The sequence below is a fragment of the Dysgonomonas termitidis genome (assembly GCF_054657735.1).
Genome location: NZ_BAAHYD010000002.1, coordinates 4099099 through 4114651, shown reverse-complemented (window position 1 = coordinate 4114651; position 15553 = coordinate 4099099). Strand labels below are relative to the sequence as shown.

The window sequence follows — 15553 nt, the reverse complement described above, 5'->3', positions numbered from 1 at the left end:
GCCTGTTATACCCGTGGAGCTTAGCCGTCCTGCGGAGCGTGCCGGCTACCTCATTGCCCATTACTGGGATAACTTTGATTTCAGCGATACGGCGTATGTGCATTTGCCGGCGATCACCGAACAGGCCTTTGCCGATTACCTGGACGTCTTTTCCCATGCGGACCGGGCGGCGGTGGAGGCATCGGTCCCGGCCATGCTGGACAGGACGGTCAAAGAGGATACTACCGGCACGGTGTACCGCCATTTCCTGAAACTGTACAAAAATTACCTGTATGACCCGAATTCCCCGGTGCGCAATGAGGACTCCTATATACCGGTTATCCGTTATATCCTGGCCGACAGCCTTAGCACGGAAGCGGACAGGCAGCGGGCGGCCTTCGAGCTGGAGATGCTGCTCAAGAACCGTGTCGGCGACAAGGCAACGGATATCACCTATACCCTTGCGGGTGGGCAAACGGGCAGGCTGTACAGCCTGCCTAAAGAGTACACGCTCCTGTTTTTCTACAACCCGGATTGCCCCGCCTGTAAGGAGACGACCGCTTCGCTGGCCTCGTCGGAGGTCATCAACAGCCTGCTGCTATCCGGGCGGCTGGACATACTGGCCGTCTATCCCGATTCCGACCTGGACTTATGGAAGAAGCACGCCGGGGAGATGCCTCCCTCGTGGATTATTAGCTATGACAAGGGGCAGGCCCTGTTCGGCAAGAAGCTATACGACCTGAAAGCCCTGCCGGCCCTCTACCTGCTGGATGCCTTTAAGCATGTACTGCTCAAGGATGCCTCGGCGCAGGCCGTCGAGCAGTACCTGGCGCCGCAGTTGCCGCCCCGGAGCCGGTAACAGCCGGGTTCAGGCTCCGGCCTCCGGTTCATTACACACACTAAAAGAAGGACAACGATGTATGCACTACGATTAAAAAAGGATATGGCGGACGAATCGTCCGTACCCGGCCTGGAAGCGATACTTGCCCGTGAAGCCGGAAACACAGGCATGGTTTACCTGTACCGCCTGGGCGGTACGTTGATGTGCTTTGAGCGCTCGGCCTGCATCGTGCTGAGCCTGTGTAATATGGAGACGGCTTTCCGCGTCAGCGAGGAGGGCTATGCCGATTACCTTGCCTGCGTAGTGAGCGATGTGGAGGGCCTGCGTAAAGCGGGTCTGAAGCTGTCCGGTGTCGGCGCGAATGAGATATCGCTGGAGACGGGTATCGTGTGCGGGGGATATGACCTGCTGCTGCGCAGCCTGAACCCCCTGGATAAGGACAGCCGTTATCTGGAGCTGTTGCGCGGCCTGCGTAGCGGTTCACCCGGCCAGGATGAAGAAACACAAAAATGGAATAAAGCGATGGAACTGTACGGAAAGAAAAAAAAACGGGAGCAGCCGGTAGCCGGCGACCCGAGCCTGCTGTCGTCGGGGGCTGTTCTCAGCGGCGACCTGCACCTGAGTGAAGACCTGCACATCGACGGGCGTGTGGAAGGCAGCATTTACAGTGAGAAGGCTGTTACGGTGGGCCCCGGGGGGAATGTAGACGGCAATATCATCGCCGCGACAGTGGATATCCATGGCTGCGTGCTGGGTACTGTCACGGCCGGCGGGAGCGCCTGCCTGCGCAAAGGCTGTATGCTGAAGGGCGACCTGATAGCGGGATCTGTGGAGATCGAACCCGGCGCCCGCTTCGAGGGCCAGTGCCGGATGGGCAGCGGGCTGGAATGCAGCCCGGTGGTTTACAGGGATCAAAATTTATTGACCTGAACGGCGAGTCCGCCTGTAAATTGAGTATGCGTCACCCTCCCGTTTCACTGCCGGACTGCCCGCGTAAAGAAAAAGAAAATGCACTGGTAAACAAATAACGGATATATGCAGAACAAAAGAAATTATAAGGACAAAATATTTGCGGCGGTGCTGCCTATCCTGCTTTGCATCCCGGCCACAGGTACCGTACAGGCCCAGGACATACCGGATACCGTCCGTGTACCGTCGGCTGTCCTTAAGACGAACCTGCTGTACGACGCTACCGGCAGCCTGAACCTCGCCGGCGAGTTCCGCCTGGACAGGAAACTAACCCTGGATCTTCCCCTGACCTACAATCCCTGGACTTTTACAGGCGGTAAAAAGTTGAAGCTGCTGCTCTTCCAGCCTGAATTACGCTACTGGACGAAAGAGTCGTTCCGGGGCTTCTTTGCCGGCCTGCACGTTCATGGCGCCCAGTTCAATACCGCCGGGATCATCGACGATTACCGTTACCAGGGCTGGCTTACCGGAGCAGGCCTCTCTGTCGGGTACCGTTGGAACCTCTCCCGGCGTTGGGCGCTGGAGGCTACCCTCGGCGCCGGATACGCGTATGTGGACTATACAAAATACACCGCCGGTGGAACAGGCCCGGAGGGTTGCCGCACCTGCGGACAGAAACTGGAATCCGGTCAGAAGCATTACCGGGGCCCGACCAGGGCCGGCCTGTCGGTTTCCTACACCCTGGGCAGTACAACCAGGCGGCACGGTACGCCTGAGACATACCCTGTTCCGGCTGTACCCCCAATAATAAACCCTCCTGTCATACAGTACGATACCGTAACCGTTCCATGCCCCGAAATCGAGTACCGGCATGAAATCGGCAGCGCCTGCATCCTGTTTCCCCTCGACCGCTATGTGGTCTATCCGGAATACGGGGATAACCGGCAGGAGCTGGCCAAAATAGCGCGTTCGGTCGGGACCGTCCTGGACATACCGGGCTCCAGGATAGAAAGCATCACCCTGGAGGCCTATGCCTCCCCCGAGGGAGCGTTAAACCATAACATAAGCTTGTCCGAACAACGCGCGGCAGCCCTGCGTGACTATATGGTTGCGGCCTATGGCTTCGATGCCGGCTGCTTCAGCGTGCGCTCGAAAGGAGAGAACTGGGAAGGGCTGCGCGCCGCGGTAACAGACAGCGACGCCCTGGGCGAAGAAGAGAAAGCCGGTGTCCTGCAGATACTCGACCTTACGGACATATCCGCCCGTAAAGCCCGGCTGAAAGCCTATAACGGTGGCAAGCCCTACGCTTACCTGCTGCGGGAGGTTTACCCGTCCCTGCGCGTGTGTGCGTACCGGATCAGCTATACGGTGCCTGCGGTGGCAGGGGATAAAGCAAAGAGATAAGCAGAGATAAATAATATATATACGAACAATTAACCCTTAAAATTATGAAACGGAAGCTATGGAGTTTTTTAACAGCGCTGTTCCTGCTGACAGGATTCACGGCCTGCAGTTCGGATGAAGAAAGCACAAAAGAAGAAACCGTCCCCCGCGGTACGACCTATATGGGTCTGTCGTTGTCGCTGCCGCAGAGCCGGTCGACCAAGGCGGCCGATGACCCGGACTACAATGCCGTAGGGCAGTATTCCGGAGTAACGGAGCTCGCCACGCTGGACCTGTACCTGATCTCTTCCGACGGGGCCACGCTGCTGGATGCGCGGCGTTTCGGGCAAAGTGACTTCCTGTTCGGAGGCAATGCCGACGGGAGTGACGCGATAAAGCTTACCACACCTTTTAAGACGATTCCCGGCGATAAGCGTCTGGTTGTTATCCTGAACAGTCCCGGGCCCCTGCTGACGGCAATCCCCGGTGACGATTACCTCTATACACTGTCATCCGGCCTGCCGCTGTCTTCCCTGGCGCGGATAGACCGGAGTACCAGTGTGACCACCCCCGAAGGGCTGACCATCTATGCCGACCTGCTGACCCTGAGCGGAAAAAGTAATACCTTTACCATACAGGACGGCATCAGCGCGGAGGAGGTTACCGCCAGCGGCAAAAATATGATCGCCCTGGACGTTACCCGCATCCCATCGCGTGCGATTATTACCACATCGGCGTCAGCGGATGTCATAAATACGGACGGGATCAAACTCGGTACGGTATCCAATATCACCTATTCGGTTGCCCAGGGGGCCAAAGCGGTCTACCTGTTCCCGCAGGCCAATGCCGACGGCAGCACCAGGACATGGGGATCTGATTATATGCCCGGGGTGGGAGTCGATTATACGTCCACCGCGGCCAATTACTACGATTACACCGACCTGCAGAACCTGACGGATATCGTACCTGTAAAGCCGGCGGACGGTAGCCATATCACCTTCCCGGGCAAGTTCCTGCTGGAGAATACCCATCAGCGCGGCACCGACGAATCGAGCAGCCAGTACCGGAAAGGCAATACGGCCTATATACTGGTGCGGGCTACCTTTACGCCCGACCCGTCCCAGATCAGGGATGGAGGCGCACTGACAGGCGGCACCTTCTATGTTGGCGGCTCCGACGGACGGATTTATTCCAGCATCCAAAAAGCGCAGGATTACACGACCGGCATACAGAACCAGCCTGTTTCCACCTATACGGGCGGAAAAGTGCTGTATTACATCTGGCTGAACCCGGATAACATCACCCGTCCGGTCAACTCGCCTGTGATAAGGAATAATATCTACCATGTCAATATCAATTCGTTCAAACGCATCGGTGTGAACTGGAACCCGCTGATCCCGTCCGGACCGGATGTCCCGTATAACCCGGATCCGAAACCGACCGGCCCGGAACCGGAAAACCCGGTCGACCCGACCGAGCCGCTCAGTTCGACCGACACCTATATGTCCGTCGATATCAGGGTGCTGATGTGGACGATACATACCTATGACGTAGACCTGTAATTAACCATACAAACAGCAAAGGCATGCGCAAAACGATGGCAAAGCAAGGGTCGGCAGGCAGGAGGAAACGAAGATACCTCCTGCTGGGCGCCTTTATACTGTCCGGTATCAGCGGTTGTGTTTATGAGCAGACGGACGACTGCCCGCAGGGGATCGATGTGCGGCTGTACAGCAAAACCCCGTGCCATACCGATACGGTATATCCGCGCTTATCCTCTCTGGAATTACGCGTCTTCGACCGCCAGGGCAAGCCGGTATCAGACCGCCAGAGGGGCGATAGCGTCCTGACGGCAGACTATACCGTCAGGCTGGAGGCGGAAAACGGGCTGTACAGCGTGACGGCCTGGGCCGGGCTCGACGCGGATGCATTCGAACGCAGCCCGGCGGATGAAAAAAGCGGCCTGCTGTTCCGCCTCAAGCGTTCCGGCGGGCTGGCCGCCAGCCTGGAGGGCAAACGCATCTATTACGGGGAAAGCCCCGTGGTCTTCCTGCCCGACCCGGCTGAATACGGGTCTGTCTTTGAATCCGTAGCAATCAATATGCAGGAAATCACCAACCGGCTGACCGTACAGGCCGAAGGCCTTCCTCCTACCGGCGATTATGAAGTATTTATAGAATCGGCCAACGGGGCGATGCATACCGACGGCAGCATAGCCCCCGATGACCTGATAACCTACGGTTCACAGGCGGCCTTTACCGGCAGCCTGCTGGAAGCACGGCTGACCATACTGAAACTGGCCACAGGCTGCAACACTTCGCTGGTCATACGCAACAGGGCGGATAACAGCGAACTGTACCGCGGCGACCTGCTGGGAACGCTGCTGCTGAAAAACCCGGAAGTGAACCTGGCCTGCGACCATGATTTCACGATCCGTTTCACGGCCAAAGACCAGTGCCGGTGCGGGACCTATATGATTACGGAAATTTGGGTGAATAACTGGCTGGTACACAGCTATACGACCGACTTATGAAAACGATGGAATCCAGGACGCTCCTATATATCCGGCTTTGCGTATGGCTACTGCTGCTAACGGGCTGCCGTGAAGAAGACCCGCAGAACCCCGATGCGGGCCAGTCTTATATCTACCTGTCGGTAAAAGCCTCTTCGGGGAGCATCAATGAAGACGCGGGCGGGGAAGACCGGGTGAGCGAAGTACGGATGATGGTTTTCGATGCAGGCGGCAATACCGTTTACAATGGCCTGCCGGATTTTCCCGCCGGTTTCGCAAGCCGGAGCCGCGGGATAAAGTTCAGGCCGGGAACCTACGATTTTTATTTCTTTGCCAACGAATCGGCCTATGCAGGCTTCAGCCAGGCGCTGGCCTCGGTGACCAGTGTGTCGCAGTTGCAGCGTGATCCGCGTTTCAGCCGGTTGACCTATGATCCGGGTTTTAAGCCGGACAATTCTTCCGCCCCGGGACGCTTCCTGATGTCGGCATATTACAAAGCGGTCAGCGTATTGCAGGGCGGTAGCGAAGCTTCCCCCGAACCCCTGGCCTTACCGACACCTGAAGTAGAGCTGGTACGGTCTTTAGCCAAAGTGGAGGTCGTATTCTATAAGAAAGAGCCGGGCAGCGACCTGCCGGCTGCCAGCAGGATCTCCTCGGTACAATTGCAAAACGTGGCGCTGGCTTTTTCGGTTCCCGCGGCAGACACGTATTACAGCGGGCAGGCGGGGACTTCCCCTGCCGGGGACCTGGCAGGCCTGGATTATACCGGGGACTCGATCGGGGCTGTGGGGCCTTTCTATATCCCCGAGCTGCTGAACAAAAGCGGGAATGCCGGCTTCACCGGGCTGCATATCAACAACCGGGCCTTTCCCATCCTCACGGACAAGGCCAGGGCCGGGCTGGCCGCCCAGCGGCGTACCGTGCCTTCCCTGTCGGACAGCTGTGTCATACGCAATTACCACTACCGGATAAACGCCTATATCAGCCCCGGGGGAAGCATCACCTTAAAGACCTGTGTGGAGCCGTGGAAGAAAGACGATTACGTGTATATCTTCCAGGACGGGCAGGGCATCGCCATCCCGCCGGTGATACCGACCGATTCGAGTGTGATCGTGCCTACCTCCTGCGGGAAGATAGAGATACGCTCGGCCAATGAATTCCTGCAACAGGGATTAATGGGCGCTTACGGCGACCAGGTCAACTGGTGGGACCCCAATGTACAGGGCCCGAATATCATCAGGGGGCAGCCTGCGTATTACTGTGAGAAAAAATACGGCCCCGGCTGGCGGCTGATCAATTCCTGCGAGATGATGTCGTTCCTTGCGCTGTTCGACCAGACTTACAGGATATGGCAATCCAATACCTGGCTCGGCATTAATTCCGGCCTGCCCTTTTATTCCGTGCCTTTGCGCAGGCAGGCACAGGACCTGCTGGGAAAATTAACCGGGACGGATATGTCCAAATACGTGTTGACCGCTACGCAGGGAGGGGATAGTTTCGGAAGCGAAAAGCTGGGGATCATCGATGACTTTTTCACCCCCGGCGACATTGTCGTTACACGCCGGCAGTTTCCGGGCGGATGGCCTTATCCGGCGCCGCCGTTCCAGGGCATCGAAGACTGGTACCCGATGGAAGTGGTACACCAGGTCAAAGGCTACTGGTATAGCGGTTACCTGGATTACGCCGATCCGGCCAATTATGATAAGGTGCTCTACCAGCGCTTCGAGCGCTATAGCTTCTCATCGACCGTCTCGCGCTGTGTCAGAAATGTAGAATAACAAAACCAAGAACAATGAAAACCGGTAACATATACATGGCATTCACCCTGGCGCTTTTCCTGCTGACCGCCTGCCACAACGACGGGGAGCCCTTTCAGGAAACTCCCCGGGAGGCCTCCCTTGTACTGAGGCCTGCGCCGGGCCTGAAGGCGGCGGCCGACCCGGACGACCTGCCTGCGGAATACGCGGTAAAAGACCTGAGCGTCTTCCTGGCGGCCCCCGGGGGTAACACCGTGTTAAACCGCTTTATCCATACGGGATTCACGCCTTCCGGCGCTGACTGCACGCTGGTCAGCCTGCCGCTGGATCCCGCTACGGTTGCGTTCCGGGATATCTATGTGGTGGCCAACTGCAATGATATAGCCTCTTTGAACGCGATACTTTCTGTAAATGATATAAAGGCGCTGGCCACCCCGCAGGGGCCGCTGACCACTGCTGTGATGCTCAGCTCCGGGCTGCCCATGTACGGGCAGGCGGCAAATATCAACCTGGGCGGTACATCCGCCGCCAGCCCGGCCGGTATCACCCTGACACGGGCCTGCGCCAAGCTGCGCATCACCCTGGAGAATCCGGCAGCCGGCGCGGACAATGCCTTTATTGTGGAAAATACCGCGCCCTGTACGCTCTACGCACCGGGCAACCCTTTAACATTCGGTACTCCGGAGCTGATCGCTTATCCGCAGGCAGCCTTGGACCCTGTGACGGCAGGAACCTACCAGGGCATCACCTATGTCTATGAATCCGCACAGCCCCCGCGTCTGCGGATACTGACCTCGATAGACGGAACCGACAGGGAATATGTCGCAGGCCCGAATTTCCCGCTGCCGGTACGCGGATACCTCTATGGCATATCGGTCCGGGTATTACCCTCCGGGCTGCCGGCTACACTGGAATTACGTGCCCGGGGTACGGATGGAAGCCGGAGTGTCTTAACATATAAGATGACGGAACGGTAAATAAGGACATAAAAGAACGTGAAATGTAAGGAGATGGAAAAAGGGATGGAAAAAGAAAAAACGAAAGACAGCATCGTCTGCAAATCCTTCCGGCTGCACCTGCCGCAGGGCCGTACCGCGGATATAACCGTGGAAGGCAGCACGCCTAACGACTGCTATATGGCTGCCTTGCGGCGGGCGGCAGCGCAGTATCCGGGCTGGAGGAGTATAGAGGTCATGCCCCCTGACCGTGAAGCGGTCAGCCTTCCGGGATTTGCTGGCGGAGAAGGTAGCTTTATATGATTATTAAAAAATAGTAAAATGAAAAATAGTGAAATGAAAATGATGAAACATTTTATGCAATTAGTTGCATTGTGTGTGTTAACCGTTGGTTTGTCTTCCTGTCAGAAAGACGAAGAGATCTATGACGAATTGATGGGCAGTGAATGGGTGGGAGATCTGGGCTTCAGTTTCGACGACCGGCCCGTGACCAGCGAACTGTATTTCATAGACAACGGTACAGGCTCCGACAAGCAATATTATGCCGGTTCCGCTTCAAATGCTAAACCCGCCTGTAACCTGACTTTCCAGTGGACGATCAAAAACGGGACGCTGACATTGATTTACGACCTCCGTCCGCCGCTGATCCTTGAGATAGGCGGAATGTATATCAAGGGAAACCTCTTAAGAGGCACCCTGCATATGGCTGGAGAAGAGGATATGCCGGTAACGCTGACAAGGAAGAAATGATAATGAAACAGATATTTCTGGCTGCCTTATTTATTTATACGACCGGGATAAGCGCGCAAGTACCTGTTCAGACGGTCTATAAAAAGGGTGGGATCGTATTATCCGCAGTCCGGGACGATGCCGACAGCCGCTTTACTTTATCCTCCGGTAAAAATAAAAACAGCGGTTCGTCCGGAAGTAATATGACCATAGCTGAAAGTGACGCGCCCGGCCTGTTCAGGCTCCTGTCCGCTTTACGGGATTTCGTCCTGTTAAAGGAAGACAGGCCGATGACCCTGCGCCTGAGTGACTCGGTCTATGTCGAAAAACGTAGCTGGCATACGGAAAGTATATGGATATCGGTTCAGGGTTCTGCCGGGCATATGCGTCTTAGCAAGAAGGAACTGGAGGAGCTATTTGGAAAATTTACTGCCTGGTGCGATAAAAATGATATTGATTATTACCGGAATACGCCTGCTGTGGGTTTATCCACCCGCGAATAAGTAAAACGCGGCTGGAAGGCAAAACCATGAACAGTAAATGAATTGTTGTGCGGCCCGGGCATGTAAACCGTAATTGATTAAATAAAAAAACTAAAAAACGGAATAAAAGATGGGAACAGTTGTGAAAAAGATAAAGAACAGGGGAAGGAATGTGAGGACCGGGCCGCAGGCTCAGGCTCCGAGCATAGTGGCTAACGGTACTGTTTTCACCGGTGAGGTAAAACTCAGTGAAGACCTGCGCATCGACGGGGCCGTCCTCGGGGATATCTGCAGCACAAAGGCCGTGGTCATCGGCCCCGGCGGAGAGGTACGCGGGAATATCTCGGCTGCCTTCCTGGATATATACGGTTTACTGGACGGCAATGCCGGTATCACCGGGCATACCTTCCTGCGCAAAGGCGGGATTTTGCTCGGCGACCTGGAGACCGCAGAACTGGAGATCGAGGACGGCGCACGCTTTGAGGGTCAGCGCGTGATGACCCGCAAAGGACCGCGTGGCGCCGGACGGTTAAAAGGATGGCCCTACCGTAGCGGATAAGCGCGTTACGGTACCGGCAACAGGATAAAGATAGCGCAGGGAAAACGGAAGACCGGATAAAACAAGAAGCAGGATATCCATAATAATGAAACGATACGATTAGTTGTCTTTCCCTCCTTAAAACCGGAGGGATATATTATTGTAATAGTTCGGGTAACCGCGTCTTGCAAAGCCGTACGCGAGTTCTTACCTTTGAGGAAAAAACCTATGGAAACGAACGATTATGTGCGAGGAGTGGCGTTGAGCGAAGCCGAAGGCTTTGCCTTGATAGAAAGTTTTTATACAAGTAGACGGGGAGCCGAAGCGTGGTATAGAGGCTTGGGCATGTCCAAGCACACATTCTATAAGTGGAAGCACCGCTACGACGCCATTCACGCAGAGGGAGCACCGTCGGAGCCGGCAGCAGAACCGGAGCCCTGCCGCCTGGTCCCTGTCAGGATAGTAGATACGCCCTCCGGCGAAGTTGTCCGGGGTATAGAGGTGCGCTACCCGAACGGGGTGGTACTGGCCCTTCCGGCTGAGCCGGGCATCGGAATGGGCCAGCTGGCCGAACTGCTAAAACTCAAAGTCTGATGTTCAGCCTGGGAGAAACGGATAAGTATTACTTATATTCGAGTGCCTGCGACATGCGCAAAGGCTTTGACACGCTGTCGGGAATCGTCGCCTCTGTTATGCGGCATGACCCGGCCAGCGGCGAAGTTTTTATCTTTCTTAGTCGCAGCCGGCGAACGCTGAAATTGCTACATTGGGAAAGCGGGGGTTACGTTATCTATCACAAGAGGCTGGAGAAAGGACAGTTCAGCCGCCCTCATTATGATGAAAAGACAGGTTGTTACCGCTTAAAGTGGGTTGAACTGGTGATGATGACCGACGGTATCAGCCTGGAAAAAGTAGTGTACAAAAAAAGATACGAAAAACCCGTCGAAACCTTATAAATAAAAGGATTAACGCTTGTATATCCGGTAAAAAATGTGTATCTTTCATACATGGAAAAGATACGGGAACTGGAAGAATTATTAGCCGAATCCAAGCTTGTTATACAGGAGTTGGAGTCGAGGAACATTTCCCTGGAATCCAAACTAAGCAAACTTACCGACGAACTCCTTTATCTTCGCCGGGCCATGTTCGGACGTTCGTCTGAACGCTATGTAAAGGAAGATCCCAACCAGCTGAGCCTGGCCTTCGAGGGTGTTGACAGCCTGCCGGAAGAAGAAAAGGCGCTGGTTGAAGAGTTGCGTCAAACCATTACTTACGAACGTGAGGCCAGAAAGGAAAATTCCTCTAAACCGGTACGCCAGGAACTGCCAGCCGGATTGGAACGTAAAGAAGAAATCATAGAACCCGATCCGATACCCGCAGGAAGTACCTGCATCGGTCAGGAAGTGACAGAGATACTGGAATATACACCGGGAACATTGTATGTGCGCAGGATTATCCGCAAGAAATATGCCTTGGCCGGCCATCAGGGCGTGGTTATAGCGGAACTTCCGTCCCTGCCGCTGCCAAAGAGTAACGCAGGAGCGTCGCTGCTGGCACACCTGCAGGTAAGCAAATACCAGGATCACCTTCCCTATTACCGTCAGATCGACATCTTCAGCCGGCAAGGCATAAAACTGGCCGCTTCTACCGTTAACGGCTGGAATGCCGGTTCAGCCTGCCTGCTGGAACTCTTATACCTCGAACTCAGGAAACAGGTGCTGGCATCGGATTACATCCAGATGGATGAAACCTTCATACCGGTAGTGGACAGGGACAAGCCCGGTGCAACCCGTAAAGGCTACCACTGGATCGTCAAGGCGCCGGAAGAGCGGAAGCTTTTCTTCCATTACGACCACGGCTCGAGAGGGCAGAAAGTGGTGATAGAACTGCTGAAAAACTTTAAGGGAGCCGTCCAAAGCGACGCATACGCCGCCTACGGGATATATGAGAACAAGAAGGATGTCTTGTTGCTGGGCTGCTGGGACCATGCCCGCAGACGATTTGAGCAAGCCCTCAAAAATGACCCCGCCCGGTCATCCTTTGCCATGGATCAAATACAGTTGCTTTACCGGTTGGAGAGGCAGTTCAGGGAAACCTGTCATGTTCCCGATCAAATTGCTGTGGAGCGTAAGGCCAAAGCCTATCCCATCCTCAAGGCTTTCGAGCGCTGGCTGCTGGATGAGTATCCGAAGGTATTGCCGCAGTCCCTCATTGGAAAGGCAATCGCTTATACCTACAATATTTATCCCCGCCTGGTGCGCTATGTCATCGACGGAAGATATCAGATATCCAATATCGGTGCCGAGAATGGCCTTAGAGGCCTGGCCGTAGGCAGGAAAAACTATATGTTCTGCGGCAGCCATCAGGCTGCTTACCATGCCGCTATCATTTACTCCCTGCTGGGTACATGCAGGCTGCATGGCGTGAATCCCGAAGCCTGGCTTACGGATGTCCTGAACCGGTTACCTGATACCAAAACGGAAGACCTGCATCTGTTGCTGCCCGGAGCCTGGCTGCCGACGGGCCAACATTAATATAAATCCCTCAAGGGCGGCGATGTTCGCCGTCTGCCACACGAATAAAGTAGAGCCGGACGGTCATGTGACCGGACGGCTCTGTCTATTTTGTATGGATAAGCCCGAGGCTGCTGGCACCTGGATCTATGGACGCAATTCCCCGAACTATTACATATTATTTGTCTTCATGACGGGTTGTCCACGCTTGTGAGAAGTCCGGACAACCCACTTTTTTATAACAATAACCAATCGAAACAGAATGAAAATAAAACATGGCTTTCGGCCTGCACTGAAAATGATGAAATACGTAAATAAAACAGTCACGTCCGGTTGTACTATCCGGCCCGGTGTACTGCCTGTAAGGAACATGGAAGAACCGTAAGTGTCACCTGAAAAGCAAACCGATGAATAACCTGACAGAAATCGATATACAAACCTGCCGAATAGAAAAGGTCTGGGGTACGGATAAACGCCTGTATGGTAATAGTTCGGGTAACCGCGTCTTGCAAAGCCGTACGCGAGTTCTTACCTTTGAGGAAAAAACCTATGGAAACGAACGATTATGTGCGAGGAGTGGCGTTGAGCGAAGCCGAAGGCTTTGCCTTGATAGAAAGTTTTTATACAAGTAGACGGGGAGCCGAAGCGTGGTATAGAGGCTTGGGCATGTCCAAGCACACATTCTATAAGTGGAAGCACCGCTACGACGCCATTCACGCAGAGGGAGCACCGTCGGAGCCGGCAGCAGAACCGGAGCCCTGCCGCCTGGTCCCTGTCTGGATAGTAGATACGCCCTCCAGCGAAGTTGTCCGGGGTATAGAGGTTCGCTACCCGAACGGGGTGGTACTGGCCCTTCCGGCTGAGCCGGGCATCGGAATAGGCCAGCTGGCCGAACTGCTAAAACTTAAAGTCTGATGTTCAGCCTGGGAGAAACGGATAAGTATTACTTATATTCGAGTGCCTGCGACATGCGCAAAGGCTTTGACACGCTGTCGGGAATCGTCGCCTCTGTTATGCGGCATGACCCGGCCAGCGGCGAAGTTTTTATCTTTCTTAGTCGCAGCCGGCGAACGCTGAAATTGCTACATTGGGAAAGCGGGGGTTACGTTATCTATCACAAGAGGCTGGAGAAAGGACAGTTCAGCCGCCCTCATTATGATGAAAAGACAGGTTGTTACCGCTTAAAGTGGGTTGAACTGGTGATGATGACCGACGGCATCAGCCTGGAAAAAGTAGTGTACAAAAAAAGATACGAAAAACCCGTCGAAACCTTATAAATAAAAGGATTAACGCTTGTATATCCGGTAAAAAATGTGTATCTTTCATACATGGAATCAAAAGAAGATTTGGAAGAACAATTACGTCAGGTACTGAAACTCAACCATCAGCTGATGGAAGAACAGAGGGCGTTGGAAATGGAAAGAGAACATCTACTGTCCAAACTAAGCAAACTTACCGACGAACTCCTTTATCTTCGCCGGGCCATGTTCGGACGTTCGTCTGAACGCTATGTAAAGGAAGATCCCAACCAGCTGAGCCTGGCCTTCGAGGGTGTTGACAGCCTGCCGGAAGAAGAAAAGGCGCTGGTTGAAGAGTTGCGTCAAACCATTACTTACGAACGTGAGGCCAGAAAGGAAAATTCCTCTAAACCGGTACGCCAGGAACTGCCAGCCGGATTGGAACGTAAAGAAGAAATCATAGAACCCGATCCGATACCCGCAGGAAGTACCTGCATCGGTCAGGAAGTGACAGAGATACTGGAATATACACCGGGAACATTGTATGTGCGCAGGATTATCCGCAAGAAATATGCCTTGGCCGGCCATCAGGGCGTGGTTATAGCGGAACTTCCGTCCCTGCCGCTGCCAAAGAGTAACGCAGGAGCGTCGCTGCTGGCACACCTGCAGGTAAGCAAATACCAGGATCACCTTCCCTATTACCGTCAGATCGACATCTTCAGCCGGCAAGGCATAAAACTGGCCGCTTCTACCGTTAACGGCTGGAATGCCGGTTCAGCCTGCCTGCTGGAACTCTTATACCTCGAACTCAGGAAACAGGTGCTGGCATCGGATTACATCCAGATGGATGAAACCTTCATACCGGTAGTGGACAGGGACAAGCCCGGTGCAACCCGTAAAGGCTACCACTGGATCGTCAAGGCGCCGGAAGAGCGGAAGCTTTTCTTCCATTACGACCACGGCTCGAGAGGGCAGAAAGTGGTGATAGAACTGCTGAGAAATTTTAAGGGAGCCGTCCAAAGCGACGCATACGCCGCCTACGGGATATATGAGAACAAGAAGGATGTCTTGTTGCTGGGCTGCTGGGACCATGCCCGCAGACGGTTTGAGTCGGCATTAAAGAATGACCCTGTGCGTGCATCCTTTGCCATGGATCAAATACAGCTGCTTTACCGGCTGGAGAGGCAGTTCAGGGAAACCTGTCTTGTTCCCGGACAAATTGCTGTGGAGCGTAAGGCCAAAGCCTATCCCATCCTCAAGGCTTTCGAGCGCTGGCTGCTGGATGAGTATCCGAAGGTATTGCCGCAGTCCCTCATTGGAAAGGCAATCGCTTATACCTACAATATTTATCCCCGCCTGGTGCGCTATGTCATCGACGGAAGATATCAGATATCCAATATCGGTGCCGAGAATGGCCTTAGAGGCCTGGCCGTAGGCAGGAAAAACTATATGTTCTGCGGCAGCCATCAGGCTGCTTACCATGCCGCTATCATTTACTCCCTGCTGGGTACATGCAGGCTGCATGGCGTGAATCCCGAAGCCTGGCTTACGGATGTCCTGAACCGGTTACCTGATACCAAAACGGAAGACCTGCATCTGTTGCTGCCCGGAGCCTGGCTGCCGACGGGCCAACATTAATATAAATCCCTCAAGGGCGGCGATGTTCGCCGTCTGCCACACGAATAAAGTAGAGCCGGACGGTCATGTGACCGGACG

General features: G+C 54.5%; 18 protein-coding genes. All 18 read left to right on the top strand.

Going from position 1 to position 15553, the window contains the following annotated elements; genetic code table 11:
- Positions 1–838 (top strand): DUF5106 domain-containing protein (locus ACYQ3L_RS21075; protein ID WP_459952463.1); only part of this gene is annotated, 838 nt, incomplete at its 5' end.
- A 57-nt stretch (positions 839–895) separates the two neighbouring features.
- On the top strand, positions 896–1750 hold the full coding sequence (locus ACYQ3L_RS21070) for a bactofilin family protein (RefSeq protein ID WP_459952335.1): 855 nt from the start codon (positions 896–898) through the stop codon (positions 1748–1750).
- 105 nt (positions 1751–1855) lie between these two features.
- A complete protein-coding gene (locus ACYQ3L_RS21065; RefSeq protein ID WP_459952336.1) occupies positions 1856–3133 on the top strand; it encodes a DUF3575 domain-containing protein in 1278 nt (425 codons plus the stop codon).
- Positions 3134–3177: 44 nt separating this feature from the next.
- The gene (locus tag ACYQ3L_RS21060; protein ID WP_459952337.1) at positions 3178–4674 is read left to right on the top strand and encodes an Mfa1 family fimbria major subunit; all 1497 of its coding nucleotides are present in this window, start codon (positions 3178–3180) and stop codon (positions 4672–4674) included.
- A gap of 23 nt (positions 4675–4697) precedes the next feature.
- Positions 4698–5645 (top strand): FimB/Mfa2 family fimbrial subunit, encoded by a 948-nt coding sequence (locus tag ACYQ3L_RS21055; protein WP_459952462.1) that lies wholly within the window; start codon positions 4698–4700, stop codon positions 5643–5645.
- Positions 5642–7402, top strand: a complete 1761-nt coding sequence (locus ACYQ3L_RS21050) for a hypothetical protein (protein WP_459952339.1) — start codon at positions 5642–5644, stop codon at positions 7400–7402. The genes ACYQ3L_RS21055 and ACYQ3L_RS21050 overlap by 4 nt, the downstream gene beginning before the upstream one ends.
- A 338-nt stretch (positions 7403–7740) precedes the next feature.
- Positions 7741–8358, top strand: coding sequence for a hypothetical protein (locus ACYQ3L_RS21045; protein ID WP_459952340.1), 618 nt, complete (start codon positions 7741–7743; stop codon positions 8356–8358).
- Positions 8359–8391: 33 nt separating this feature from the next.
- Positions 8392–8640 carry a hypothetical protein gene (locus ACYQ3L_RS21040; protein WP_459952341.1) on the top strand — a complete coding sequence of 83 codons (249 nt, stop codon included), beginning with the start codon at positions 8392–8394 and terminating at the stop codon, positions 8638–8640.
- A gap of 18 nt (positions 8641–8658) precedes the next feature.
- A complete protein-coding gene (locus ACYQ3L_RS21035) occupies positions 8659–9087 on the top strand; it encodes a hypothetical protein (RefSeq protein WP_459952342.1) in 429 nt (142 codons plus the stop codon).
- Between the two features lie 2 nt (positions 9088–9089).
- Entirely contained in the window at positions 9090–9569 is a 480-nt protein-coding gene (locus ACYQ3L_RS21030; RefSeq protein ID WP_459952461.1) for a hypothetical protein, read from the top strand.
- A gap of 109 nt (positions 9570–9678) precedes the next feature.
- Positions 9679–10107, top strand: a complete 429-nt coding sequence (locus ACYQ3L_RS21025) for a bactofilin family protein (protein ID WP_459952343.1) — start codon at positions 9679–9681, stop codon at positions 10105–10107.
- A gap of 207 nt (positions 10108–10314) precedes the next feature.
- On the top strand, positions 10315–10680 hold the full coding sequence (gene tnpA / locus ACYQ3L_RS21020) for an IS66 family insertion sequence element accessory protein TnpA (protein ID WP_459952230.1): 366 nt from the start codon (positions 10315–10317) through the stop codon (positions 10678–10680).
- Positions 10680–11042, top strand: coding sequence for an IS66 family insertion sequence element accessory protein TnpB (tnpB, locus tag ACYQ3L_RS21015; RefSeq protein WP_459952231.1), 363 nt, complete (start codon positions 10680–10682; stop codon positions 11040–11042). Before tnpA (ACYQ3L_RS21020) ends, tnpB (ACYQ3L_RS21015) begins: the two co-directional genes overlap by 1 nt.
- 51 nt (positions 11043–11093) lie before the next feature.
- Positions 11094–12620, top strand: coding sequence for an IS66 family transposase (gene tnpC / locus ACYQ3L_RS21010; protein WP_459952232.1), 1527 nt, complete (start codon positions 11094–11096; stop codon positions 12618–12620).
- Between the two features lie 241 nt (positions 12621–12861).
- Positions 12862–12984 (top strand): hypothetical protein, encoded by a 123-nt coding sequence (locus tag ACYQ3L_RS21005; protein ID WP_459952307.1) that lies wholly within the window; start codon positions 12862–12864, stop codon positions 12982–12984.
- A gap of 164 nt (positions 12985–13148) precedes the next feature.
- Positions 13149–13514, top strand: a complete 366-nt coding sequence (gene tnpA, locus ACYQ3L_RS21000; protein WP_459952460.1) for an IS66 family insertion sequence element accessory protein TnpA — start codon at positions 13149–13151, stop codon at positions 13512–13514.
- The gene (tnpB, locus tag ACYQ3L_RS20995) at positions 13514–13876 is read left to right on the top strand and encodes an IS66 family insertion sequence element accessory protein TnpB (RefSeq protein ID WP_459952231.1); all 363 of its coding nucleotides are present in this window, start codon (positions 13514–13516) and stop codon (positions 13874–13876) included. Before tnpA (ACYQ3L_RS21000) ends, tnpB (ACYQ3L_RS20995) begins: the two co-directional genes overlap by 1 nt.
- Positions 13877–13927: 51 nt before the next feature.
- Positions 13928–15475, top strand: a complete 1548-nt coding sequence (gene tnpC, locus ACYQ3L_RS20990; RefSeq protein WP_459952459.1) for an IS66 family transposase — start codon at positions 13928–13930, stop codon at positions 15473–15475.
- Positions 15476–15553 lie beyond the last annotated feature (78 nt).